General features: G+C 63.7%; 20 protein-coding genes, 1 tRNA gene and 1 other RNA gene. 15 read left to right on the top strand and 7 right to left on the bottom strand.

The annotated features are described in order from the left end of the window. Window positions 1-100 precede the first annotated feature (100 nt). The 3 genes from H585_RS0118620 to H585_RS0118610 form a co-directional block, all read right to left on the bottom strand. Entirely contained in the window at window positions 101-1,783 is a 1,683-nt protein-coding gene (locus H585_RS0118620) for an FAD-dependent oxidoreductase (protein ID WP_027368938.1), read from the bottom strand. Between the two features lie 147 nt (window positions 1,784-1,930). Then, window positions 1,931-2,899, bottom strand: coding sequence for a signal peptide peptidase SppA (gene sppA, locus H585_RS0118615; RefSeq protein WP_027368937.1), 969 nt, complete (start codon window positions 2,897-2,899; stop codon window positions 1,931-1,933). Between the two features lie 160 nt (window positions 2,900-3,059). After that, window positions 3,060-3,323, bottom strand: coding sequence for a hypothetical protein (locus H585_RS0118610; RefSeq protein WP_005988906.1), 264 nt, complete (start codon window positions 3,321-3,323; stop codon window positions 3,060-3,062). A 272-nt stretch (window positions 3,324-3,595) separates the two neighbouring features. On the opposite strand from H585_RS0118610, the gene H585_RS0118605 reads away from it, so the two are divergent. From H585_RS0118605 to H585_RS0118595, 3 genes are all read left to right on the top strand, one after another. Then, window positions 3,596-4,279, top strand: coding sequence for a class I SAM-dependent methyltransferase (locus H585_RS0118605; RefSeq protein ID WP_027368936.1), 684 nt, complete (start codon window positions 3,596-3,598; stop codon window positions 4,277-4,279). Beyond that, complete coding sequence (locus tag H585_RS0118600; protein ID WP_244432636.1) at window positions 4,276-5,088, top strand: hypothetical protein; 813 nt, start codon at window positions 4,276-4,278, stop codon at window positions 5,086-5,088. The genes H585_RS0118605 and H585_RS0118600 overlap by 4 nt, the downstream gene beginning before the upstream one ends. A gap of 199 nt (window positions 5,089-5,287) precedes the next feature. Further along, window positions 5,288-5,914, top strand: a complete 627-nt coding sequence (locus H585_RS0118595) for an HPP family protein (RefSeq protein WP_034628482.1) — start codon at window positions 5,288-5,290, stop codon at window positions 5,912-5,914. A gap of 226 nt (window positions 5,915-6,140) precedes the next feature. Here the strand turns inward: H585_RS0118595 and H585_RS0118590 are convergent, their stop codons facing one another. The 3 genes from H585_RS0118590 to H585_RS0118580 all read right to left on the bottom strand — a co-directional run bounded on the left by H585_RS0118590 (window position 6,141) and on the right by H585_RS0118580 (window position 9,734). After that, window positions 6,141-6,575, bottom strand: coding sequence for a ferritin-like domain-containing protein (locus H585_RS0118590; protein ID WP_014260516.1), 435 nt, complete (start codon window positions 6,573-6,575; stop codon window positions 6,141-6,143). 379 nt (window positions 6,576-6,954) lie between these two features. Then, a complete protein-coding gene (locus tag H585_RS0118585; protein ID WP_027368933.1) occupies window positions 6,955-8,079 on the bottom strand; it encodes a glycosyltransferase in 1,125 nt (374 codons plus the stop codon). A gap of 2 nt (window positions 8,080-8,081) precedes the next feature. After that, window positions 8,082-9,734, bottom strand: coding sequence for a glycosyltransferase family 4 protein (locus H585_RS0118580; protein ID WP_027368932.1), 1,653 nt, complete (start codon window positions 9,732-9,734; stop codon window positions 8,082-8,084). A 228-nt stretch (window positions 9,735-9,962) separates the two neighbouring features. On the opposite strand from H585_RS0118580, the gene H585_RS0118575 reads away from it, so the two are divergent. From H585_RS0118575 to rnpB, 7 genes are all read left to right on the top strand, one after another. After that, window positions 9,963-11,441, top strand: coding sequence for a GGDEF domain-containing protein (locus tag H585_RS0118575; RefSeq protein WP_027368931.1), 1,479 nt, complete (start codon window positions 9,963-9,965; stop codon window positions 11,439-11,441). Window positions 11,442-11,673: 232 nt separating this feature from the next. After that, window positions 11,674-12,381: a queuosine precursor transporter gene (locus tag H585_RS0118570; protein WP_014260512.1), complete on the top strand. Its 708-nt coding sequence runs from the start codon at window positions 11,674-11,676 to the stop codon at window positions 12,379-12,381. 124 nt (window positions 12,382-12,505) lie between these two features. Further along, the gene (locus tag H585_RS0118565) at window positions 12,506-13,417 is read left to right on the top strand and encodes an NAD(P)/FAD-dependent oxidoreductase (protein ID WP_027368930.1); all 912 of its coding nucleotides are present in this window, start codon (window positions 12,506-12,508) and stop codon (window positions 13,415-13,417) included. A 67-nt stretch (window positions 13,418-13,484) separates the two neighbouring features. Continuing rightward, window positions 13,485-13,560: transfer RNA gene (locus H585_RS0118560), tRNA-Ile, on the top strand. Between the two features lie 129 nt (window positions 13,561-13,689). Then, the gene (locus H585_RS0118555; RefSeq protein WP_027368929.1) at window positions 13,690-14,703 is read left to right on the top strand and encodes a Nif3-like dinuclear metal center hexameric protein; all 1,014 of its coding nucleotides are present in this window, start codon (window positions 13,690-13,692) and stop codon (window positions 14,701-14,703) included. Window positions 14,704-14,843: 140 nt separating this feature from the next. Next, on the top strand, window positions 14,844-15,587 hold the full coding sequence (locus H585_RS0118550) for a zinc ribbon domain-containing protein (protein ID WP_005989747.1): 744 nt from the start codon (window positions 14,844-14,846) through the stop codon (window positions 15,585-15,587). Between the two features lie 92 nt (window positions 15,588-15,679). Then, an RNA gene (gene rnpB / locus H585_RS22295) (RNase P RNA component class A) lies at window positions 15,680-16,039 on the top strand. Window positions 16,040-16,206: 167 nt separating this feature from the next. On the opposite strand, the gene H585_RS0118545 is transcribed toward rnpB, so the two are convergent. Continuing rightward, a complete protein-coding gene (locus tag H585_RS0118545) occupies window positions 16,207-17,673 on the bottom strand; it encodes a right-handed parallel beta-helix repeat-containing protein (protein WP_027368928.1) in 1,467 nt (488 codons plus the stop codon). A gap of 248 nt (window positions 17,674-17,921) precedes the next feature. Here H585_RS0118545 and ispD point away from each other — a divergent pair, with 248 nt between their 5' ends. The 5 genes from ispD (at window position 17,922) to cysS (ending at window position 25,243) form a co-directional block, all read left to right on the top strand. Beyond that, window positions 17,922-19,166, top strand: coding sequence for a 2-C-methyl-D-erythritol 4-phosphate cytidylyltransferase (gene ispD, locus H585_RS0118540; protein ID WP_027368927.1), 1,245 nt, complete (start codon window positions 17,922-17,924; stop codon window positions 19,164-19,166). A 489-nt stretch (window positions 19,167-19,655) separates the two neighbouring features. Continuing rightward, on the top strand, window positions 19,656-20,198 hold the full coding sequence (locus tag H585_RS21755) for a YeeE/YedE thiosulfate transporter family protein (RefSeq protein ID WP_154658861.1): 543 nt from the start codon (window positions 19,656-19,658) through the stop codon (window positions 20,196-20,198). Next, entirely contained in the window at window positions 20,195-20,722 is a 528-nt protein-coding gene (locus tag H585_RS0118530; RefSeq protein WP_027368926.1) for a DUF6691 family protein, read from the top strand. The genes H585_RS21755 and H585_RS0118530 overlap by 4 nt, the downstream gene beginning before the upstream one ends. Window positions 20,723-20,850: 128 nt before the next feature. Continuing rightward, window positions 20,851-23,568 (top strand): cation-translocating P-type ATPase, encoded by a 2,718-nt coding sequence (locus H585_RS0118525; protein ID WP_034628477.1) that lies wholly within the window; start codon window positions 20,851-20,853, stop codon window positions 23,566-23,568. Window positions 23,569-23,785: 217 nt separating this feature from the next. After that, window positions 23,786-25,243, top strand: a complete 1,458-nt coding sequence (cysS, locus tag H585_RS0118520; RefSeq protein WP_027368924.1) for a cysteine--tRNA ligase — start codon at window positions 23,786-23,788, stop codon at window positions 25,241-25,243. Window positions 25,244-25,366: the final 123 nt, after the last annotated feature.

Here is a 25,366-nt window from a genome sequence, read left to right as displayed (position 1 = left end):
CCGCTCCCGCGTTGACGGCGCAAGTGAATTGCGCCTGCGCCTACGCAGCGGCAAGCCATGTCGACGCATGGCTTGCAGAGCATTTTCAAAAGCAAATGCTCTAAACTTCACCGCGCTTGCTCAAGTCCTCGAACAGGGTCAGGGCCGCGGTGGTGCCCTTGCCGATGGCCGTGACTATCTGGCGGATGCCGCCGGTGATGTCGCCGGCCGCGTAAACGCGCGGGATATTCGTGCGCATGCCTTCGTCAACGAGGATGAAGCCGTCCTCGTCGGTCATGACGCCGATCTGACGAGCCAGATCGGAATTGGCCTGCTGGCCGATGGCGATGAACACCCCGTCCACCGGCAGCGAGGATTCCTCAGCCTTGACGAGATCCTTGATCCTGAGGCCGGTCACAGCGGTCTCGCCCTCGATGGCCATGACCACGCTGTTCCAGCGCATGGGAACCCTCTCGCGCACCAGGGAATCCTGCAGGTGCTTTTCGGCGCGCAACTCGCCCCGGCGGTGAATCACGGTGACCTCCGCGCCCAGGTGCTTGAGGTGCAGGGCGTCCGTGATGGCCGTGTTGCCGCCGCCCACCACGGCCACCTTGCGGCCTCGGTAGAAGTAGCCGTCGCACGAGGCGCAGTAGGACACTCCCCTGCCGAAGAACTTCTGCTCGCCGGACACGCCGAGCTGACGCCAGGTGGCGCCCATGGCCAGCACCAGGGCCCGGCAGGTGTAGACCTCGCCGCCCAGGGTGTAGACCTCGATGCGCTTGCCCAGCTTGACTTCGCTGACCTCGGTCAGTTCCTTGACCTCGGCGTACTCGCGGGAGTGCTGGAACAGGATGTCCACCAGCTTGGCCCCGGCTATGGCCGGAAAACCGGGATAGTTCTCCACCACCGGCGTCAGGGCCACCTGACCGCCCACGTTCTGCTTTTCCAGCACCACGGCCGACAGCCCGCTACGCACCACATAGATCGCCGCGGCCAAGCCGGCCGGTCCACCGCCCAGGATGACCACGTCCACATCCTTGACCCCTTCCGGCGCGGCCAAGGCTGCGCCATGCTCCTTGAGCCACTCCTCGGCGGACTTGAGCGTGACCAGCTCGACCACGAAGCGCACCTCGGGCTCCTGGCCCAAGGCCACGAGAGTGTCGTTGAAAACTGTATGCGGCACCGAGCCCACGTTATAGCGATCGGCCAGTTCAGAATTTTCGCCGATCTCCACGTAGCGGAAGGAGACCAGATCGGGCCGCTCGATGGCCGCGCGTACGCCGTTCATGACCTGCCCTGGGCAGTAGGGACAGGTAGGGCTGGTGAATACCTTGGCTTCGCGTGGCTCCTTCAGAGTGGCCAGCAGTTCCTTGGAGGGCTGGCTCAGGCCGCTGTCGCCCGTGGAGGCCAGCATGATCGTCTCGATGAACGAGCGAGCTTCCTCGCCAGCCGGCGCGCCGGTGAAGCGCAACTTGTAGCGGTCGGGACTGACCAGGATTTCGGGCGTGAAATCGATGCCCGCCTCCCGGAAGCGCTCGTCATCCGGGCCGTAATGCCGCACCTCGATCTTGTCCGAGATACGCGCCAGGTCGCGCAGAAGCTTTTCGCAGAACTCGCTGAACTTGTCGTTTTGACCCGGACGGGTGAACAGCTCCAGGATTACCGGCTGCTTGAGCTGGCCGAACAGACCGCGCAGGTAGTCGCGGGTATCCAGCGGCAGAAACCACTGCTCCTGCTCATCCCGCGCTGCGGGAGTGTCCTGAGCCGGCTTTTCATCCTTCCTGCTTCCGAAGAGAGGGCTCATGGCTGCTCCAGTACGCTTGGGGTTAAACTCAAATACTTGCCGCCAAGCTATAACAATCCCTTAATGAACTACTCGGGCCCAGGGACGCACGCGCACCTAGTGGAGTCCGGGGAGGGCAAGCCCATCCCCGGTCTTACGCAAAACGCGCTAATAGCCGGGTTCCCACAGGTAATAGAAGCCGGTTCGCCTGCGCAGCAGGTCGCCGGCCGCGCCCAGGTCCACCAGCGCGGGCTGGGAGGCCATGCGCGTGAGCAGCGAGTTGTACGGGTTGTCGTCGGCGTACTCGGTGCGGCGGTAGACCACCAGCCGGGCGTTCTCGGGCAAGCCGGCCTGCTTGCGGGCCGTGGCCACGGCGAAGTCGATATTCCCGATCTCGTCCACCAGCCCGACCTTGCGCGCCTGGTTCGCCGTGAACACGCGGGCCGTGGAAACCTGACGCATGTTCTCGTCCGAAAGCTTGCGGTGCTTGGCCACCAGGGACAGGAAACGGCTGTTCATGTCGCCCACGATGCCGTCGAACATCTCGACCTCTTCGCGCGAAGGTTGGCGGAAGGGCGAACCCATGTCCTTGTTGACCCCGGACTTGGTCACATCCACGTCCACGCCGATCTTATCCATGAGCCCCACCACCTTGGGCCGAATGAATATGGTGCCCACCGAGCCGGTGATGGTCGTCGGATGGGCCACGATGACGTCGGCCGGCAGCGATATGTAGTAGCCGCCGCTGGCCGCCACTTCGAGCATGCACACCACGAGCTTGGCCTTGGTCTTTTCCTTCCAGGCCAGCAGCTCGCCATACAGGATATCGCTGGCCGTGGCCGTTCCGCCGGGGCTGTCCACGGCCAGAACCAGGGCCTTGACGGATGGATCGGCCGCGGCCTTGTCGAGTTGGGACACGGTTTCCTGAACAATGCCAGGCTTCTCGCGGAAGGTCTCCTCGTCCGGACCGGTCTCCAGCGTGCCACGCACGGTGACGAGCACGACCTTGGGCTCGGCCGTGCCTTCAAGGGTGAATTCGCGCAGGGGCTCGGAATAGTCGGGGAACAGGTTGACCGACGCGCAACCTGAAAGCGCCGAGGCAAGGAGCAGGAACAGGAGCATATAGGCAGAACGCATGGCGAACCTCCGCTGAGGACGTGAAATGAATCATCATTCTATGACCCAAAGGAGGTTGGAAGGCAAGCTCGGGCGGATTTGACCCAGGGTTCGGTCAAGAGAAAATCAGAGCGCCCCGGATGGCCGGGGCGCTCTGGAAATACGAGGCGGTAGAGAGAGGTTATCTGTCAGCCAGGCGGCTGCGCATCTCGGGCGTCATATCCAGGCGATCCATGCGAGCGAGGCCAACGGACGCCTTGCCGGCCAGCAGCCAGTTGTGGCTGCTCTTCCAGCCTTCGTTGCGCAGGCACAGAACCAGCCACACAGGCAGCCAAAGCCCCAAGGTCAGAGCGGTCATAAGCATGTGCGCCGCGTGGTTCAGGTTGCGCCGACGGGCCAAGGGATTGCGGGCCGAGGTCTTACGCAAAGCTTTCATGATCTTCATAACGGCAACTCCGGAAATAGTGAGTCCATGGCTATGGCTACTAAGACCTCCACGTGGGCTCGTCAAGCAGTTCCAGAGACTATTTATTAGATTATACTTATTAATACAGAATAAAATTCAATAAAAAAACCACATAAACGAACGAAATTCTCACATTATTCCTGGAGAGTTCCTTTTGCACTTCTCCATCAAGGCTGCCCAAAGCCGCGCGCCTGGTGTATGTTCGTCTGACCCGTCCCGTTTCCGGGTCCACCGAACACGAGGAGGTATGCATGCCCACGGCGCGCAACAGGCTGGCCCAGGAAATCTTCGCACCCATTGCCGTCGACTACGAACGCTGGTCGCGCGCGCTCAGCTTCTGGCAGGACCCGCGCTGGCGACAAGAGCTGGTGAACGGCCTGGGTCTGCCGCCCGGCTCTCGGGTACTGGACGTGGCCGCCGGCACCGGCCAGATCAGCCGCCTGCTGGAAAAGCAGGGCCTGCGCGTGGTGTCATTGGACCAGAGTCTGGCCATGCTCACGCGAGCCAGGGCCAGGGGGGCTGCTGCCGTGGCCGCCAGGGCCGAGGCCCTGCCCTTCCCGGATGCTAGCTTCGACGGTCTTACGGCAGGATACCTGCTGCGCTATCTGGAAGATCCCTTGGCCGGTTTGCGCGAGCTGGCGCGCGTGGTGCGTCCCGGCGGCCGCGTGGCCCTGCTGGATTTCGGTCGGCCGCGCGGCGTGTGGGGCGGCCTCTGGCGGCTGTATACAAGCCTGGGATTGCCCGCGGCCGGCGCGCTCATCTCGCCAGGCTGGCATCGAGTGGGAGCGTTCCTGGGCCGCAGTATCGACGATTTCCACCGAGCTTGGCCCAAACCGGCGATGGAGCGGCTCCTGAGCCAAGCGGGCCTCAGCCATGTGCGTTCGGCCAACCCCTCCCTGGGCGGAGGGCTTATTCTGTGGGGGACACGCCTGTGAGCGAAACAACCGGCACGACAAACATGACTGATGCGACAGGCCTCGCCGCGAAGAATCACACTGCGAACGGCGGGCTAGGCGCAGCGGCGATCACTCCGGCCTACTACGCCCGCAAGGGCGGCTTGTGGGCGGATTTCTGGACCATCCTGCACCCGCCCTACACCCTCTGGAACCTGTCCTTCGTGGCCATGGGCGCGGCCCTGGCTCCAGCCCTGGACTGGCACATGCTCGCGCTCATGCTCACGGCTTTTCTGGCCGGCACGGGTGTAGCCTCGCACGCCCTGGACGAGCTCAACGGCCGTCCCCTGCGCACGGGCTTCAGCGACCGGGCGCTCAAACTCATGGCCCTTGCCGCCTTGGCAGCGTCCCTGGCATGCGCCCTGCTCAGCCTGCTGTTCGTCTCGGCCTGGATCATACTGCTGGCCCTGCTCGGAGCGTTCCTCGTGGCGGCCTACAGTCTGGAGTGGTTCGGAGGGCTGCTGCACACGAACTTGGGATTCGCCCTGAGCTGGGGCGGCTATCCGGTGCTGGTGGGCTATTGGGCTCAGACCGAAGCCCTGACGCCTGGCGTGCTGCTGCTGGCCGCTGCGGCAACGCTCATGAGCCTGGCCCAGCGGGAGTTGAGCACCCCGGCGCGCTTCCTGCGGCGCAAAGCCAACGCTGGAGGGGCCACCTTCGCCACGGCCGAAGGCGTTGCGCAATGGGACATGCAATGCCTGCTGGCTGGCTACGAGCGCCCCTTGCGCCTGCTGTCCTGGATGGCGCCGGCCCTGGCCGCAGCCATGCTGCTGGCCAAGCTGGGCCAGTAGGGCGATTCCCGCCGCCTGTGCGTGGGCCGAAACGCATTTCAGACAAAAGCCGCGAAGCTCCATGCTTCCTACTCGAGCATGGTTATTCTCGGGTAAGCCCGGCGCAAAAACATGTCTTCCGTGACCCAGGTCACGGTCTGACGGGACAAGTCGTTATAGCCTTGGCCTTGGACAGCCATCGATCAAGGAGAATATGTCTATGAATAATAAAGATATCCCCACCGCGACTCTCGACAGCCGCTCTCTCCGGCCTGAAGAGTGCGAGGGGAACTCCTGTCGCGAGTCAGTCCTGCGCTATCTGACTAAAATGCGCGGCAAGAGCGTCGCACCGCCCTGCCCGTGCCTGCGCGAAGTCTGCTGGTCCTGGCTCGGGGCCTTCCTCGGCATTCTCGCCGTATCCTTCCTGAGCCATAAGATGATGGACGGCACCGGTCCGCTCATGCTCGTGGGCTCCTTCGGAGCTTCGGCCGTGCTCATCTACGGGGCCGTGGAAAGCCCCCTGGCCCAACCGCGCAACCTGCTGGGCGGCCATGTGCTCTCGGCGCTCATCGGCGTGGCAGTGGCCAAGCTGCTGCCCGAAGCCGTGTGGATCGCCGCGCCGCTGGCCGTGGCCACGTCCATCGCGGCCATGCACGTCACGCGCACCCTGCACCCGCCCGGAGGGGCCACGGCGCTCATCGCGGTCATCGGCGGCGAGCCTGTGCGCGCCCTCGGCTTCATGTACGCCCTGGCGCCCGTGGGCCTGGGCGCGCTCATCATGCTCGCCGTGGCCCTGGCGGTGAACAACCTCTCGCCCAGGCGCTGCTATCCGGTATTCTGGCGCTAAGACCGGCCTTTCAACTGCTTACGGGAGAGGCGCCGCCCCTCTCCGTGCCGCAATCCGCCAGAAACCGCGGGCCTTTGACCCCTGTGCTTTACCGTGGGATGTTATAAGGCGCGGTTAATCGACACCGATCAGTGGCTTTAAAGACACGTCTCAAGCCTGCCTAATTTTATATTTTTGATCTGAGGGGCCTGACGGCCCCTTTTCCATTCATGCGTGCATCCGGTCCTCAGCTCTCCTCCAGGAACCCCGTGAACGTGTTGTGGTGTTCCTCTTCCTGGCCCAGGATGTCGCGGAACATGTCGGCCGTGACCTTGTCGTCCTCGCTCTCGGCCTTGGCGATGATCTTGCGGTACAGTTCGATTGCCCCCACTTCCTGGCCGGCGTTGATCTGCATCATCTGTTTGAGGTTCTCGCCGACCTTGATTTCCGTCGGCTGAGTCGTGGGCTTGCCGCCCAGGTACACCAGCCGCTCGGCGATTTCCTCGGCGTGCTTCATCTCCGCGATGGATATCTTCTTGATCTCGCCCCGGACCGCGAAGCCCTGGACGCCGGTCATGAGCACATGCTGCCACATGTACGAAATGGACACCGAAAGCTCGCGGGCAATCGCCTCGTTGAGCATGCCTTTCAATTCATCCGACACCTTGATGGGCACCGCCATTGCTTCCTCCTTCATCTTTCTGAGTTGCCGCCGCCGGGCCTGGATCCGCCGCCTTGTGCCATGGGCAGGAGGCTCAGGATGACGAAGAGACGAAGAGCGCGTTCTCCGCAGAGCCTCCTTTGGGGGCATGCTACCAGAAATCCCTCCGGATGCATCAAGCCAGAGGACGAATAATCTCTCAGTACATGGAATCCGGCGCAGGGGGCTGCTCGAAGTAGGTTCGATTTTGTGGGCGGATCGCCCGTGGGGATGGCTGGAAGCGGCGAATGAACAAAACTGGAGCGCTTCGCGAACGAACTGCGCGGGTCTAGGGCGTCGTCACGCCCTGTTGGGTGGGGCTGGGGAGGGCAAAGCCCTCCCCAATTCTCGTGCGAAATGCTTAGTCGGCTACGGCCTGTGCGTAGACGCGCAGGTAGTCGGCGGCCATCCGCTGGAGCGAGAAGCGTGCGCGGCCCGTCTCGAAGGCATTGATGCCCATGGTTCGCGTCTGTCGGGGGTGCGCAAGCAACGTCGCTGTCCGCTCGGCCAGGGCGAGCCAGTCGCCGCGCACCAGTGCGCCCGTCTCGCCGTCGCGGATCTGCTCCGGAATGCCGCCCACGGCGGTGGCGGCCACGCAGGTCCCGGCTGCCATGGCCTCCAGCACGATGAGCGGATGATTGTCCGCGCGCGAGGGATAGACAAGCACATCGGCCGCGGTGAGGAATAGCGTCATGCGCTCACGGTCCACGTAGGGCCACAGGAAAACGTCGCCTCGGCGCTCCTGCTTTTCCCCGCCCAGCATGCAGGCCACGGCTCGCGGTTCGCGGGTCTTGATGAGCTTGAACATGTCCATCCAGATGTCGCCGCCCTTCCAGGCCGCGGACGTGCCGCCGTGGGCCACGAACAGGGTCAGGCGCGCTTCGGCCGCCAAGCCCAGACGCCTCCGGGCTTCGACCTTGTCCGGCCGGGCTTCGGGCCACTCCACGCCATTGGGAACCACACGCAGGTCGAGCCAGGGGAAGCGTTGCGCCGCAAGATCCCGCAACCAGCGCGAGGGACTGACCGCCAGCGGCGACAGGCTGCGCAAGGCCTGCTCGATGTGCTCGCGGCGTTCCCGCACCTGCCCGTGGCTCCTGGGGCAAGGCTCCACGCAGCCGAAGGCGTAATGGGGGCAGTTCAAAATGTAGATGCACCCGCCCGTAAGGAGCGCGCAATCGTGCAGCGTGAGCACGGGCTTGGGCAGCGGCGGAATTTGGCCGGCCAGACCTTCCAGCAGCGCCGGCCAGTCGCGGGTGGCGTGCAGGTGCACAAGACCGCCGCTCCTGGCGGCATCCCGCAAGTCATCCAACCAGATCCTGGACTGCTGGCGTTGTCGGCCGGCTTCGGTCTCGGCCAGCTCGAAGGTATGCCCTACGCGCATGCCGGACCCGGCCTGCCAGCCGGCAAGCATGTCTGCCACGCGGGCCGCGCCGCCGCGCTGCTCCAGACAGGTGTGGTGCGTAACGGTCAAGGCGCTTGCGGTCATGCTCAGGCAGTCTCCGCGCGTTCGAGGAAGTCCTGTTTGAGAGTCCACAGGAGCAGGAACTCGGCGCGCTCCAGGCTCAGATCCGGCTTGGCCTCGCGCAGCCGCGTCAGCAGATCAAAGGCCTGCGCGGGCTTGCGGGCCAGGAAGATCAGCATGCGCAGGAGCCTGGGATCGACCCACTCCGCCACGCCTCCATAGATCAGCGGGAACTCCCGCTCGCGCAACACTGCCTCGCCGGCCTTGGTACAAACAAGCCGGACATCGGGCGAGAGCCGGGAGCTCGGATTAGCGGCAAATATTTCCGCATAGGGCGCATGCAGGGGGTGCGCGGCAGCCAGGTCTCCGCCGGGCTCAACATCCCACAAGGCGTCCCACAGGGCCACATGGCGCTGGATCACCGACTCCCAGGAATACTCGCGCTCCACGCGGCGCCGGCCCGCCGCGCCCATGTTCAGGCGAAGACCGGGATCGGCCGCCAGACGGCCCAGGGCCTCGGCCAGAGAGCGCACGTCCACGACAGTACCCTGACCGAGCAGCAGGTGGTACTGGTTATCGAAGAGCACCCGCGCCTGGGCGTCGAGCTCGCCGCTGCGGGCCATCCCGAGGGTGGGCGCGAGCAGTCCGGTTTCACCATGAACCACCAGGTCCCGGTAGCCGTCGTAGTCCGAGGCTACAATCGGCAGTCCCATGGCCGAGGCCTCCAGCATGGTCAGACCGAAGGTCTCCTGCGGGTTGTCCGAGGGTGAGCAGAACACGTCGGCCGCGCCGAACAGCTCGCGCTTTTGCTCGTCCGTGGGCCGCAGGACCACACGCATGTGCAGGCCGGCATTGGCGGCGATCTCCTGCAGGGTTGCGTGGAATGCATCGCCCTTGTCCGCCCAGCCTCCGAGCACCAGGCCCACCCGATCCCGTCCCAGGCCCATCGCGGCCAGACGCTGAAAAGCGCGCACCATGGGCAGCAGGTCCAACTTGGAATGATGCTGGATGCGTCCGAACACGAGCACCATGACCATGTCCGGGCCGAAGCCCAGGGTCTTACGCACCTCCGCCCGGCGCTCGCCGGGCAGCGGGGCCATGGCCGCAAGGTCAACGCCCAGAGGGATGCGCTCCACCTTCGGCTCGCGGAACCGCTCGGAATCCAGGCCGAGGCGCTGGCGCAGCTCGCGGAAATAGGCCAGCACGGCCTCTTGGCCCGAGCGCGACGTGGCTACGATACAGTCGCGCGCCGTTGTCCCGGGCCAGAGGTGCTGGAGCATGGCCGTCATGTGCTCGGAATAGCTCAAGGAGTGCGTAGGGCCCGTGACCGGGAAGATGCGCCCGGAATAGAGGTTGCGCAGCCGGGCCATATGCGGCTGGCTCACGATGCAATCCGAGAGGTGGAAGCAGTGATAGTCCGTGGCGTGGAGCATGCGAGGCAGGTCCAACCTGGAAAAAAAGCGCAATCCGCCTTTCCCGGCGAGGCCGGGAAAGCGCTGCTCCAGGAACTCGCGCAGGGCCTTTTCCTGACTTCCGCCAGCCAGGAAGAAATGATGCTCATCAAAAGCCCCGGCGGACAGCAGGGAGCATAGAAAGTGCTCGTTGGCCACCCGGCGGCCCAGAATCGCGCCGGGCTCATGATAGGGGTCCAAGGTGGCCCAGATACGTCGTGCGTGCATGAGCTTCCAAAGACATACAATGTGGGCGATGTCAAATACTGCACACGACGGAATTTTTTGCCCCCCTTTCCTGCCAGCTTCCCGACTAGCGCGGTTCTACTACATTGGATTTACCTCGCTTCCTGGCGGATTGACCTGGTTTTAACACGAGCCGGCGCCATGGCCCCATATTTGCTTTGATACCAGCGGAAAACTTGTCTTGATCTCCAGTGCATCCAGGAGGACGGAATGGATCTCGGTACGAGCGTGGAGCTCATGTGGGGCCTGGGATTGGCCGAATACGAAGCCACGCTTCTGCAGTCCCTTGCCGGCGATGAGTACCAGTTGCGCAACTGGCCGCTTTCGGCCCTGCCCAACCCGGCCGACATGCAGGGCGAGAGCCCGGCGTTGGCCTGGATTTCCGCCGACGCCTGGGACGGCCTGCCAGCCGAGCACAGAACCGCCCTGCAGGAATGGGATGCACCGTTGCGCATTCTCATCCTGGACGAAAAGGCCACGGACCTCTGCTATGAGGATGTGGCCGAGCAGGGCTTCCTGACCACCATACGCTGCCCCCTGCGACGCGAGGCTGTCCAGGACGTATTGTTCCGGGCCCGCGAAATCCGCACCATGTACACGGACGTCATCTCCATGACCAAGGAGATACTCCTGGAACGCGAGTTGCTGGCGCGCAAGACGGACCAGTTGCAGTTCCTCAACCGCATCCTGACCCGCGCCTCCGAAAGCCTGGACCCGCGGACCATCATGAACCGCGCCCGCGAGGACATGGACATGCTCTTCCCGGTGCAGGCCGTGCAGGCTCTGTTCTGGCGCGAAACCGCGGCCGGCCCCGAGGCTGAGCTATATCTTTCGCCCGGCCTTTCCGCCGAGAGCCGTCGCCATTGGTGCGCTTATCTCCTGGAGCAGGCCGCGCCCATCATCGGGCGCGAGGTCCGCAGCTACACCATTGTGCCGTTGGAGACCCGTTCCCAGGGCCAGGAAGGCGACATAGGCGGGCCGCAGCCCGCCGCGGTCGTAGCCATGCCCCTGCGCACGGGCCTGACGCCCTTCGGCCTGCTGGCCTTGTCCAGCAAGGAACCCGTATCCCTGGCCCGCGATCAGGTACAGACCATCACCGCCGCGGTGCAGCATTTGGCCCTGGCGCTCAAGAACGCCCTGCTATACCGCGAGGTCCAGACCATGGCCGACTTCGACGGCCTGACGCGCATCCACAACCGCCAAAGCTTTGATAGGCGATTGCGCGAGGAGCTGGCCCGCCACAAGCGCTACCAGCAGCCCATCTCACTGCTCATGCTCGACCTCGACCACTTCAAGCGCATCAACGATTCCTTCGGCCACGAGGCCGGGGACATGGTCCTGCGCGAACTTGGCCGCATCCTGAGCGAAAGCATGCGCGAGACGGACATTGCAGCGCGCTACGGCGGCGAGGAGTTCGTGGTCATCCTGCCGCACACGGACGAAAGCAATGCCCACACTTTGGCCCAGCGGCTGCGCGCGGCCATCTGCGGCAAGATATTTCATTTCCACGGCCAGACATTCCAGGTCACCGTTTCCATCGGCATCTCCTCCATCGACGCCGCAAGCGTGGACCTGGACACCAACCTTGTGCGCGAGGCGGACCAAGCCTTGTACCTGGCCAAACGCAACGGCCGGAACATGGTCTGCCGCCAGGCCGACGAAGACAGTCTGCAGGCGGCCGGAAACTAGCACCGCACGGGGGCCTGTTCCCTCCCATATCTCCCGACAGCAGCCATTTCGAGAGGCGGACCATGAGTCCGCCTCTCGAAAACTCGCCGTATCCTGCTGCCTTTTGTATTTCCCCCTCTTGACCCTCCATTCTGCAAGCGCTAAGCAGACCCCTCCAAGACGGCCTTGACCTCTTCCCCGTCTATCGCCCGCCGACCATGTGGCCCGCGGGAATCCTGAAGGAGGCCTTTCCTTGAACGAACTCATCTTTTTTCTCTTCGCCCTGGTGGACATGAGCATGGTTCTGGTGCTCATGCGCTTCTTCGGCCGCACCGGCCTGTTCGCCGCCATTGTCATGAGCATCATCCTGTGCAACATCCAGGTGCTCAAAACCGTTGAGCTGTTCGGGCTGACCACGACGCTCGGCAACATCCTGTACGCGAGCATATTCCTGGCCACGGACCTGCTGAGCGAGTTCCACGGCAAGCGCACGGCGCACAAGGCCGTGCTTCTGGGTTTCGCAGTGCTGGTCCTGTCCACGCTGTACATGCAGGTCAGCCTGATCTACACGCCCGCTCCGTCGGATTTCGTGCAGCCGCACCTGGAAGCCATCTTCGGCTTCATGCCGCGCGTGGCCGTAGCCAGCCTGACGGCCTACCTCATCTCGCAAATGCACGACGTATGGGCCTTCCACGCCATTCGCAGGCGCACCGGCGAGCGCCATCTGTGGCTGCGCAACAACGCTTCGACCATGGTAAGCCAGCTCCTGGACTCGGCCATCTTCTGCGCCATCGCTTTCATCGGCGTTTTTCCGTGGCCCGTATTCTGGCAGATACTACTGACCACCTACATTATGAAGCTCATGGTGGCGGCCCTGGACACGCCGTTCATGTACATCGCCCGGCGCATGCATCGAAACGGTTGCCGTGCGGACATACCGGCCGAGAGTGAACTGGCCTAAAGCAACCTGCGGCCGCCATTGCCAAATTCCCTGTGCTGACCTATCTTAAGCACACATTCGCCCCGCATGCGCCACGGTTGCCGGCTGTCGCGCATGCGGGAGCCGTTTCTCCAGGAGGTCCACCATGGAAAAGGTGGAGTTGCTCATTCTAGGAGCCGGTCCGGCTGGCTTGTCCGCAGCCATTTACGCGGCCAGGGCCGGCATAAAGGTACAGGTCATCGGTTGCGCGCCAAAGTACGCCGGTGATTATGACATCGACAACTACTTCGGCTTTCCCGAAACCATCTCGGGTCGCGAACTGCAGGAGCGAGGCATCAAGCAGGCTGCCCGCTTCGGCGCCGAGGCCAGTTGCGAGCAGGTGCTCGGCATCCACCAGGAGGAGGACGGCACCTTCAAGGTCAAGACCGAGCAGCGCGAGATCAAGGCCTGCGCCGTGATCCTGGCCACTGGCGTCTCGCGCGTGCGCCCGGGCATCAAAAACCTGGCCGAGTACGAAGGCAAGGGCGTATCCTACTGCGTGAGCTGCGACGGCTTTTTCTTCAAGGGCAAGAAGGTCGTGGTGCTCGGAGAATCGCTGTTCGCCGCCAATCAGGCTCTGGACCTCAAGCACTACACGCAGGACGTGACCATCTGCACCAACGGCAAGCAGACCAACATCGGCCCTGAACTCCAGCAAGCCCTGGAACTGGCCGGCATACCCATCGTCACGCAAAAGATTGTCCGCCTGGAGGGCCAGAACGGCCTGGAGCACCTGTCCTTGGAGGACGGCAAGACCCTGGAGGCTTACGGCCTCTTCGTGGCCCTGGGCGAAGCCGGTGCCGGCACCTTCGCCCTGACGCTGGGTCTGGAACGCAGAGGCGAGTTCATCGTTACGGACAACGAGCAGAAGACCAATATCCCTGGCGTGTTCGCTGCTGGTGACTGCACCGGCGGCTTCATGCAGATCAGTGTGGCGGTGGGTGAAGGCGCCAAGGCCGGCCATGCGGCCATCAACTTTATCCGTACGGTCTGCCGCAAGAAGCAGGAAGTAGACTGAAGATGGGCTTCGCCTGTCTTGACACAGCCGGACTTGAGCTGTAAATTAATCTGCTCGACATCAAACAGGGCCAATAGCTCAGTTGGCAGAGCCCCCGGCTCATAACCGGATTGTCGGAGGTTCAAATCCTCCTTGGCCCACCAATTCAAGGTACGTCATTGCTGGGCTCATACACGCACACGCGCATTTCTGAAGCTCTCTGTGAAGCTTATGATCAAGGTGCTCTCCGGGCCTGCACCCCCGGGGAGCACCTTTCACGTTGAGAGGTAGTCATGCTGGACGTACAAGAGATCATACGCCGCATAGAGGGCGTGGCGCCGCCCAGATACCAGGCCGACTGGGACCGTAGCGGAGTGCAGGTGGCCGGCCGGGCCACCGAGACCGACAGGCTGGCGGTCATGCTCGACCCCCGCCCCGACAGCGTGGCTAAAGCCCTGGATCGGGGCGCCCGCTTCATCCTCTGCCACCACCCCTTGAGTCTGTCCCCTCGTCTGCCCGACCGCCTGGACGATTACCACGAAACCCTGCGCCTGCTGCTCGCCTCCGACGCCTGGCTTTACGCCGCGCATACGTCACTGGACTGTCAGCCCTTGGGCCCCGCGGCCTGGCTTGCGCGCAGACTCTGGTTGGTCAACCTGCGGGTCCTCCAACCACTGGCCGATGTGACGGCCAGCGAGATGCGTTTTGACCTGGCCGAGCCCCTGACCGCAGAGCAGAAATCCGCGCTGCTCATGCTGAACGAAGTGGCTTCCATGCACGAGGAGCAAGGCCAGCTGAGGGTAATCTGCGAGTCCGACGCGCGGCGCAAGGTCGTCGATCTGCTGGCGCAGGCCACCGGCCGCAGCATCGGCTACTCGGCCCTGACCCTGGACGAGCCCAAGCGAGCCCTCGGTTTTGGCCTGCTGGGTGAGCTCAAGGACCCTTTGCCGGCCAAGCAATTCTTGAGGGACTTGGCGGGCTGCATGGGCCGGAATTTCTGGATCGCCGCAGGCCAGGAGCCGGAGACGATTTCCAAGGTCGCCTACTGCCCCGGCTCTGGCGGCTCCCTCGTCCGGCGCGCCTTCGAGCTTGGCGCCGACGTATACATCACCGGCGACGTAAAATATCATGAGGCTCTGGACGCGGCCGGGCTCGTCCTGGACGTGGGCCACTTCGGCCTCGAAGAAAAGATGATGCAGGCCTTCCACGACCGCCTCAGGGCCGATCTCGGCACGCAGGGAGTCGAAGCGGAATTTTTTCCAGGCCGTGAGCCCATGCGGCTCGTGAGCCACGGCCGCCCGGAATGACCCGGCGCAGCCAGCAACCTTTCTACGCGGCATTCCACAGGTCCCGCGGGCACGGCAGGGACGGTGAGCGCCCCGACGCCGGGACGCGCCGCGACAACGTTCATGCGCGGCCTTTGGGGCCGGGCTGCAAGGAGTAGCATATGTACCAGAAGCAGATCGAACAGCTCGTAATCCTCCAGCAGATCGATGCGGAGATCACGGATATCCGAAAGGACCTGGAGGGCGCGCCCAAGGAACTGCAGACCCTGGAGCAGCAATACAAGGATGTGCAGGAGCGCCGGGATCAGACCGCGGGCAAGATCGAAAACCTGCGATCCCAGCAGTCCCACCTGGGCCAGGATATCGAGGATGACTCTTCGCGCATCAAGAAGAGCAAGAACAAACTCATGATGGCCAGCAACACGCGCGAGTACCATGCCATGATGCGTGAGATGGACAACATGGAGAAGGTCAACCGCCTGCGCGAGGAAGAAAACGCCGCCCTGATGGATGAGCTCAAGCGCCAGCAGGAGCTGCTCACCTCCGAGGACGAGGAGCTGTCCACGCTGGGCACGCGGCTGGATGAAATGCGCAAGACCCTGGACAAGCGGATGGCCGAGGCGCAGAAGCTGCTGGACGGTCTCATGAAGCGCCGCAAGGCCGCCGGCGAGATCATCCCCAAGCCCATTCTCAGCCGCTACGAATTCATCCGCGCCCGGCTCAGGCACCCGGTTATCGTCTCCGTCGGCGAAGGCGTCTGCTCGGGCTGTCACATCCTCATACCGCCCCAGACCTTCAACGACCTGCAGAAGGGCAAGCAGATCCACAGCTGCCCCAACTGCCAGCGGCTCATCTTCTGGAGCGAGCACCTGCCCTCCACCGCGACCGAGCGCGAGGAAGCCTAAAAGCCACACGGCCCTCCGCCTTGCTAAGCTCTGCGGAGGGCCTTATTTTCTTTTCAGGACATGGATGGAAGACCACTTCCGTCCATGTCCTTGGAGTCGGACAGGCTGTCGCCGCGGACCGCAAGGCCCGGGGAGGAAAGTCCGGGCTCCGCAGGGCAGGACGCTGGATAACGTCCAGCGGAAGCGATTCCGGGAAAGTGCCACAGAAAACAAACCGCCCGCCGCAAGGCGGGTAAGGGTGAAACGGTGGGGTAAGAGCCCACCAGCGGTCGCGGTGACGCGGCCGGCTAGGCAAACCCCGTCCGGAGCAAGGCCAAATAGGGAGGCGCATACGGTCGGCCCGGCCGTTGCCTCCGGGTAGGCTGCTTGAGGCCTGGAGCAATCCAGGCCCTAGAGGAATGACGGCTGCCCCGCAAGGGGAACAGAACCCGGCTTATCGTCCGACTCCATGCTTTAAAAGCGGCCCGGAGACACTCCTGGGCCGCTTTTTCATGCGACGTGTCCCTCCCCTGTGCGAAGGTCAAGACTTACGGACGAATACTGACAGGGCCGGAGCTTGCGCACCGGCCCTGTTCCTCCTCCATTGCGCCGATGCGGCACACCCTCCGATATTCTTGCGCTATAAGCCCCCAACCCCGGCTGCTTGCTCGCTATCCAGTTGGCTGGGCAGCAGCAGCCGCGACAGGGCGTCCCTGGGCAGCTGAGACAACTCGTAGGCGCCCATGTCCGGGGCCGAACCCATCATACGCCGCTTGCCGGTGTAATCCGTCTCCGGCAGATCCGGGATATTCGCGGTGCCAGCATCCACGCACGGAGAAGTGGGCTGCAACTTGAAGTTGTAGTTCTCCAGGTCGACAAACAGCGGGTCGGCGTCGATGTTGCCTTCACCGGCATAGCCGCCAGATACCAGGGAGTAGGTCACTGACACATCCGGGCTGCCAACGAAAATGGGATCATCTCCTGTATTCCTGAGGATCGAGTTGACGATACGGCTTCCACTGGCCTGCAGGCTTCCTGAGCCACTGCGCGGGGCCCGTGTCGCGATTGTGCAGTTCACCAGGGAAGAAGCGTTGAGATATGCCACGCTGGGTTGGGCCTCGCTTTCGTTGTCATGTATCACGCAGTTGTACAGCTTTGCATTGTCCGCGATGATCGTGCTTGCCCCATGGTCGATATTGCCGAACATTCTGCAGCGGTTGACTGTCGTTCCTTCGAATTGTCCCGCTGCTCCCGCGAGCGCATAATTGGCGGAAAAATGCGAATCCTGAACGACGTGATCACCCTGGATGCTTATCCCCCCGCCTTGACCACGCCCCGAGGTATTTCGGAGGAATTGGCAGCGCTCCACAAGGAGATTCCCGCCCTCGGCGTAAATCCCTCCTCCGTCATGCGATGCGCTACAATTCAGGATCGTTGTCTTGGATATCTTTCCGGCGCAGTTTCCAAGATACATGCCGCCGCTGGTACCTGTGGGGATGTCGGCTGCAAAGCTATCCTCGATGCGGATGTCGCAAATATCCAACTGGCAGTTGTCGGCTCTCATTGCACCATGGGAATTTCCAGTGATCCTTCGCAAGGTGCAGTTGCGCATGGTCAACTTGGCGTTTTCAGCCGTGATGCCCGCGCCGGGCAAATACTTGTTCGGATCATGACCGCCGCCGGAGTTGACGTAGGAATTGCACTCGAAGAAATCGATGCCGTCCAGAAGAGTATCCGCGGAGATCGCCATGCAGGCGGTGCTGTCGCCGCCGTCGATGGTCGAACGCAAATCTCCCACGCGTGCGTCCGGGGATTGTTCCACCCCCAGAAAGCCGCCATAGATGTTCAGTCGTTTGGTTATCTTGATGGATTTATCAATAAGATACTCACCCTCGATAACCCAGATGCTGTCTCCGTCCGTGGCCGCTGCCACGGCTTCCGCAATGGTCGTGAACGGATCGCTCCAGGCCTTGCCGCTACCTGAGCCCTGGCCGGGCTTCACATACCAGACCCAGGCCTGCGCCTGCCCTGCCGCGATTCCGAGCAATGCCGCGAGCAGGGTCGCCACGATCCCCAACCTGAAGACGCGTAAAAAGATTCTTTCCATGACGCATCCTTCCTGCTGAAGCTACCCCCCGCTTTCCAAACACCCTCTTACGGATAACTACTAAGAACATGGGGCATGCAGGATGCACAATGATCAATGTGAACAGTGACAATATACCCACCACCGCATCAACCGCTACTCCGGCTTCCATCTTTACCTCCCGCAAAAACCCCTGTATCCCTTGGCCCGAATCAAAACCCTCTCTTCCCGCGCAACGGAACCAAGTTTTGGAAGGGGTGGAGGCACGCATGATTTTGTCTTCCCACAAGTGGGGCCACACCTGGGCCGTGCTGCTGGCCGCCGGCTCGGGCACGCGGCTGGCTAATGCCTGTGCAGGTCGGCGCAAGCAGTTCCTGGAATTCCAGGGGCTGCCGCTCTTCTGGCATTCGGCCCTGACTTTCGCGCGCGTGGTCGCCATCAAGGGCTTGGTATTCGTCTTCCCGCCCGAGGAGATTGAAGCCTGCGCCGCGCAAGTCCGCGCGCTGGACGCCGCCAACTCCCTGGGCCTGCCCTGGCTGGCCGTGGCCGGGGGCGCGCGGCGTCAGGATTCGGTGCGCAACGGATTGGCCGCCCTGCCCCACGACTGCGGCCGCGTGCTCGTGCACGACTCCGCTCGGCCCTTCATGAGCGCGTCGCTCGTGCAGCGCATCTGCGTCGCACTGGAAGCTGGCGCGCAGTCCGTCATCCCGGCCTTGGCCGTGACCGACACCATCAAGCGCGTGAGCGGCGGGCTGGACGGCGGCCGCGTAGCCGAAACCCTGCTCCGCGAGGAACTGGCGGCCGTGCAGACTCCCCAGGGCTTTGATTTGGCCCTGCTGCGCCAGGCGCACGAACGCGCCGAAACCGAAGACTGGCAGGTCACGGACGACGCCTCGCTCATGGAGCTCGCCGGCGGCGAGGTGCGCGTGGTGCCGGGCGAGGCCTGCAACGTGAAGATCACCAACCCAGAGGATCTGCGGCTCCTGGAGGAACAGGCCATGCCCGAAGTGAGCGTGACCGGCTTCGGCTACGACGTGCACCGCTACGCCCAGGCGACCGAGAACCCCAAACAGCCCGCCCGGCCCATGGTCCTGGGCACGGTGCCGATCCCCGGCGCGCCCGAGGTGCTGGCCCACTCGGACGGCGACGTGCTCCTGCACGCCCTGACCGACGCCGTGCTCGGCTGCCTGGGCAAGGGCGACATCGGCACGCACTTCCCGGACACGGACAAGGCCTGGGACAATGCGGCCAGTTCCCTGCTCCTGTCGGAGGTGCTCCTGCTGGCCCGGCGCGAAGGGCTGCGCTTGATGCATGTCGACCTGACGGTCATCGCACAGGTTCCGAAGTTGGCCCCGCATCGTGAGGATATCCGCAAGAGCGTGGCCAACCTGCTGGGGCTGTCGGCCGCCATGGTCAACGTCAAGGCCACCACAGAGGAAGGCCTGGGATTCACGGGCCGCAAGGAAGGCATCAAGGCCGTGGCCCTGGTCACGGGCCTGCGCCGGCTTCCATAGCCGTCGTACGCAATTTGGGAGAAGATTCAGTCTTTCCGGTCTCTTACTCGTCCGGGCTTCCGGCCAAATAAGGGCGACCCGCGCATCCCCTCGCGCCACAGCTTTCACGCCGTGGCGTAATCTCTTCGCCTGGAAAGTCGCCTGGAACCCGAGCCGATTCGTCCTTAAAGCGACCTGCATTTGAATTGGAAGAAGCGCTGCCCTCTCCCGACCCCACTCCCGCCAGAGCCATTCCGCTATTCCGGATAAAGCCCGGATAAAGTGCGCCCCTGGACCCGCGCAGTGTATTGGCGAAGTGCCACAGCGTGCTTCGTTCCGGCATTCGCCAATAGATGGCTGCCCTTTATCCCCCGCCGCGCAAATTATCTCCCCCCACGGCCGCACCATGCTCAGACCTGTGCCACACCGCCTCGACGTGACATAAAAATATGTCCATGCTATGCATATAAGGTATTCACTCTCTTCACCTTCTCATCGCGAGGTGCGTTTATGCCCAAAAACGATCACGGTCGTTGGAACCCTTATTTAGCCGGTGCGCTTGCCGGTCTGCTTATCGTGGCCTCCGTCTGGATTGCGGGCAAATACGTGGGTGCATCGACCACCTTCGTGCGCGGCGCGGGCATGATCGAGCAGCTCTTCAATCCCGAGCATGTCCAAGCCCTGGAGTATTTCGCCAAGGAGAAGCCCATCATTGAATGGCAGTGGATGTTCGTGGTGGGCATCTTCGCGGGCTCGCTCATTTCAGCGCTCACATCCGGGTCGTTCCGGCTGCAGGCCGTGCCCGACTCCTGGCGGGAGCGCTTTGGGCCGTCGATCGGCAAGCGCGGACTGACAGCCTTTTTCGGCGGCGTCGTGGCCATGTACGGCGCACGGCTGGCCGGCGGCTGACCCAGCGGCCATGGGCTGAGCGGTTCGCTCCAGCTTGCGCTGTCCGGCCTCGTCGCGCTGGTCTGCTTCTTCATCGGCGGCATGATCACCGCCCGCCTGATCTACGGCTCCAACCACTGGGGTCTGCCAAGGAGGTCCAGATGAGCACGCTCCTGGCCGGCCTGATTACGGGCATCCTGTTCGGCTTCCTGCTCCAGCGCGCCCGCGTGGTGCGCTACGATGCGCAACTCGGCGCCCTGCGCCTGCGCGACATGACAATCATCAAGTTCATGCTCACAAGCGTCCTGGTGGCTTCCGTGGGCATATACCTCCTGCACGGCCTAGGCTTGGTCGCTCTAAGCATCAAGCCCATGGTCGTCGGCTCCATCGTCATCGGCGGCCTTCTGTTCGGCGTCGGCTGGGGACTCCTGGGCTACTGTCCGGGCACGTCCCTTGGCGCGCTCGGCGAAGGCCGTCTCGACGCCTCTTTCGGCATTCTCGGCATGCTCGCCGGAGCGGCCCTGTTCGCCGAGACATATCCGACGCTCAAGTCCACGGTCATGACCTGGGGCAACTTCGGCAAAATCACCCTGCCCGGAGTGCTCGGCGTAAGCCCTTGGCTCGTCATCGCCGCATTCACGATCGGCGCAATCCTGCTCTTCCGCTGGTTTGAGCGACGAAGCCTGTAAATTCTGTTATCAGTGACGGGATGGCCTCCTTCGAGGATGTTGGCTAACGCTTCATCCATATTTTTGTAGGAAAGACGACGGGGCCATCCCATCACTGTTATGACCGAAGGCTGGAGACGGCCAACGCCATGCAACAAAACATCACGGGCATTGCCTGGCACACGCTGAGCGCCGACGAGGCGCTGAAAAGATTGGAAAGCTCGCCCCAGGGCCTCACCCCGAACGAAGCCGCGCGGCGGCTCGTACGCTTCGGCCCCAACGACCTTGGCGAAGAGGAAGGCCTCGACCGCCTCAAACTGCTGCTCGATCAGGTCAAGAGCCCGCTCATCTATATCCTGCTGGCCGCGGCCGGCGTCACGTCGGTTCTGGACCACGTCAAGGATGCCCTGGTCATCCTGGCGGTCATTCTCGTCAATACGGCTTTGGGCTACTGGCAGGAGCTGCGCGCCGAGAAGTCCATCCGCGCCCTGCGCGGCATGGTCAAAGCCAGGGCCTGGGTGCTGCGCGACGGCAAGGAACAAGAAGTCGAGAATGCGTTGCTGGTTCCCGGCGACATCGTGCTGCTCGTCTCGGGCGACCGCGTGCCGGCGGACCTGCGTCTGCTCTCGGCCAAGGAGCTGAAGATCGAGGAGGCCGCGCTCACGGGCGAATCCGTGCCCGCGGACAAGGCCACGGCGACGCTCGACGCAATCGACCTGCCGGCCGGCGACCGCGCCAACTTGGCCTTCATGTCCACGGTGGTGGTCGCGGGCCGGGGACGAGGCGTGGTCACGGCCACCGGCCGGGCCACGCTGGTGGGCCAGATCGCCGAGGACGTGCGCACGGTCTCCCTGGTCAAAACGCCGCTGCAGGACAAGTTCGATCGTTTCGCCAAGCGGTTGGGCCTGGCCGTGCTGGGCATGAGTCTGCTCGTGTTCGCCTTAGGCCTGCTGGGCCTTGCACCGGGCGTGACGGGCATGGACCTGTTCATGACCGCTGTGGCCATGGCCGTGGCCATCATCCCCGAAGGCCTGCCCGTGGTGGTGACCATCACCATGGCCATCGGCGTCTCGCGCATGGCCAAGCGCAACGCGGTCATCCGCAAGCTGCACGCCGTGGAGACCCTTGGCTCCACCACGGTCATCTGCACGGACAAGACCGGCACGCTCACGCGCAACGAGATGACCGTACGCGCCTTGTACTCCATGGGCCGCTATTTCGACGTCAGAGGCAGCGGCTACGAGTTGCACGGAAGCATCACCGACAGGCAAAGCGGCGAGCCGGCACGCCTGCCGTCCGGATCGGATCTGGAAATGGCCCTGCGCATCGGCCTCCTGTGCACCGAGTCGAGTATCGAATGGGTGGACGGCATGGCCGCCATAAAGGGCGACCCGACCGAAGCCGCGCTCATCGTGGCGGCCATGAAGGCGAATATGGATCCGGAGCGGGAGCGCGCGCTCTGGCCCACGCGGGCCGTCATTCCGTTCGAGTCGCACCGGGGCTTCATGGCCACGCTGCATGAGCGCAACGGCCATTATTACGTGTTCCTCAAGGGCGGGCCGGAAAAGCTCCTGGATATCTGCGCCTTGCAGCGTTCGCAAGTGGAATGCGGCCACGAGGAGGTTCTGGCAGCTGCCGAGGAGCTGGCCCGCGAGGGTCTGCGAGTGCTGTCCCTGGGCTGGAAGGAGCTGCCCCATGGCATGTCCTTCGAGGAGCTGACCGAAGAGTTGGCCCAGGGCGTGATCTTCGCCGGCCTTGCGGCCATCATCGACCCTCCGCGCGAGGAAGCGGCCGAAGCCGTGGCCGGCTGCGCCAGGGCCGGCATCCGCACTGCCATGATCACCGGCGACCACGTCGTGACGGCCAAGGCCATCGCGGCCCAGATCGGCATCGGCGGCCCGGAGCCCAAGACGCTGACCGGGCGTGAGATCGAAGTGCTGGATGACGCGCAGCTCAGGGAACGCGTGGCCGATGTATCTGTCTTCGCCCGCGTCTCCCCGCGCCACAAGCTGCGCATCGCCCAGGCCCTCATGGCTAGCGGCGAGGTAGTGGCCATGACCGGCGACGGAGTGAACGACGCGCCAGCGCTCAAGGCCGCGCACATCGGCGTGAGCATGGGCCGGACCGGCACCGAGGTCGCCAAGGAGGCCGCGGACATGGTCCTGGCCGACGACAACTTCGCCTCCATCTTCCACGCCGTGGAGGAAGGCCGCATCGTCTTCGAGAACATCCGCAAGGTCACCCTATACCTGCTGGCCGGCGGCGCGGGCATTCTGCTGGCCATCCTGAGCACGCTGCTGCTCGGCTTTCCCCTGCCCCTCAACCCCACGCAGATTATCTGGCTCAACTTCGTAACCGGCGCCCTGCAGGACGTGGCCCTGGCCTTCGAGGAAGGCGAGCCGGGCATCCTGGACCAGCCGCCGCGTAATCCCAAGGCTGGCATCCTCTCGGGCACGCTCCTGCGGCGCATCCTGCTGATAGGCGCGGTCGAGGCCCTGGGCGTGTTGTACGTCTTCAACACGGCCATGGCTGCCGGACGCAGTCTGCAGGAGGCCCGCACCCTGGCCCTGACCACGCTGGTCTGCTGCGAAATCTTCCAGGTTTTCAACTGCCGCTCCCTGCGCCGCTCCGTGTTTCGTATGAACCATCTGCACAATCCCCTGCTCTTCGCGGCCATCGGCCTGGCCGTGCTGGCCCAGCTCATGGTGCTCTACGTGCCGCAGCTCGAATGGCTGGTGCGCACCGTGCCGTTATCGGGCTTTGATCTGCTCATGTGCCTGGCCGTGGCTTCCTCGGTGCTGGTGGTTAGCGAGGTGGACAAGCTGGCCATGCGTCGATTCGGACGCCGGCCAAGCCGCATGCCCTGACCGCCGCCAGACCCGGTTGTCGTCTCACCCAGACCTCCGCCACGCACGGCCCGGCGGCCAGCGTCCTTGAGCGCATTGACCTCGCCGGGAATTTGGGGTTTATGGGGAGTTTCGGCCGCACAACACCCCCACGCCGCAGGCTCGCCGCCCACGTCCCGAGCGGACCGGCAACACGATCATGGCGGCGGCCCAAGCAGACCACGCAAGCGGAGAATGCATGCAGCTCTACAATACCCTGCGCAGAAAAAAGGAACCCTTCGAGCCCCGCGTCCCGGGCAAGGTCAGCATGTACGTATGTGGCATCACGGCCTACGACTTGTGCCACATCGGCCATGCCCGCTCGGCGGTGGTCTTCGACATCCTGGTGCGCTACCTGCGCAGCACCGGCCTTGAGGTGACCTTCATCCGCAACTTCACGGACGTTGACGACAAGATCATCAACCGGGCCAATGAGCGCGGCGTGTCGTCCCAGGAGATCGCCGAGAAGTATATCAAGACCTTCCACGAGGACATGGACAAGCTGAACGTGCTGCGGGCCGACATCGAGCCCAAGTGCACCGAGCATATCCCCGAGATGCTCACGTTGACCGGGGAACTCATCGCCAAGGACAGGGCCTACAAGACCCTCTCCGGCGACGTGTACTTCCGCGTGCGGGCCTTCGAGCCCTACGGCAAGCTCTCGGGCCGGGACATCGACGACCTGCGTGCCGGCGCGCGCATCACGCCCGGCGAGGCCAAGGAAGACCCCCTGGACTTCGCCCTGTGGAAATCCGCCAAGCCCAACGAGCCCTTCTGGGAAAGCCCCTGGGGTAAGGGCCGGCCCGGCTGGCACCTGGAATGCTCGGCCATGGCCGCCAAGTACGTCGATCTGCCCCTGGACATCCACGGCGGCGGCCAGGACCTGATTTTCCCGCACCACGAGAACGAAATCGCCCAGACCGAGGCCGCCACTGACGGCGAGCTGGCCCGCTTCTGGGTGCACAACGGCTTCGTGCAAATAAACCAGGAGAAGATGTCCAAGTCCTTGGGCAACTTCTTCACCATCAGCGACATCCTGGACAAGTTCATGCCCGAGGTGCTGCGCTTCTTCCTGCTGGGCCAGCACTATCGCAGCCCGCTGGACTTCTCCTTCGAGAGCCTGGAAGAGGCCGAAAAGGGGCTGCGGCGCATCTATGCGGCCATGGGCCAAATGCGCGAGGCTCTGCAAAAGGACAAGTGGAGCAAGGCCGCCTTGCCCACTGAAATCATCGACGAGCTGTCGACCGCGGAGAAGGCCTGGGACGAAGCCATGACCGACGACCTGAACACGGCCGCGGCCTTGGGCCATGTGTTCACAGCCGTGCGCCTGGCCGGCCGGGTCATGGACGACAAAGCCATGCGCAAGAGCGAAGGCGCGCGCGACTTCTGGCAGCGCGTGCTGGACGATCTGGCGCGCTGGTCGCAAGTCTTCGGCGTCTTCTACAGCCAGCCGCAGGAATTCGTGGACGAGCTGCGCGCCTGCCGCGCCCGGCGCAAGGGCATCGATACGGCCAAGGTCGTGGCCCTGCTGACCCAGCGCCAGGAAGCCCGTGCAGGCAAGGACTTTGCCCGCTCCGACGCCATTCGCGACGAGCTTGCGGCCATGGGCGCGGAGGTCAAGGACACGCCCCAAGGCCAGACCTGGGATGTAAGCTGATTCCGGCGGCTTCGTCGCAGCCTGGTCCCTGGTAGCAGCGGGTTGCAGCAGCCTGCTTGCGCCCGATCGGCAAACGAGCCGCGCGGGCTGTTTAGCGAATGATTATTTGATCCGCATGCAGCC

The sequence above is a fragment of the Desulfocurvibacter africanus subsp. africanus DSM 2603 genome, assembly GCF_000422545.1.
GTDB lineage: Bacteria > Desulfobacterota > Desulfovibrionia > Desulfovibrionales > Desulfovibrionaceae > Desulfocurvibacter > Desulfocurvibacter africanus.
This window is presented reverse-complemented; position numbering and strand designations above follow the sequence as displayed.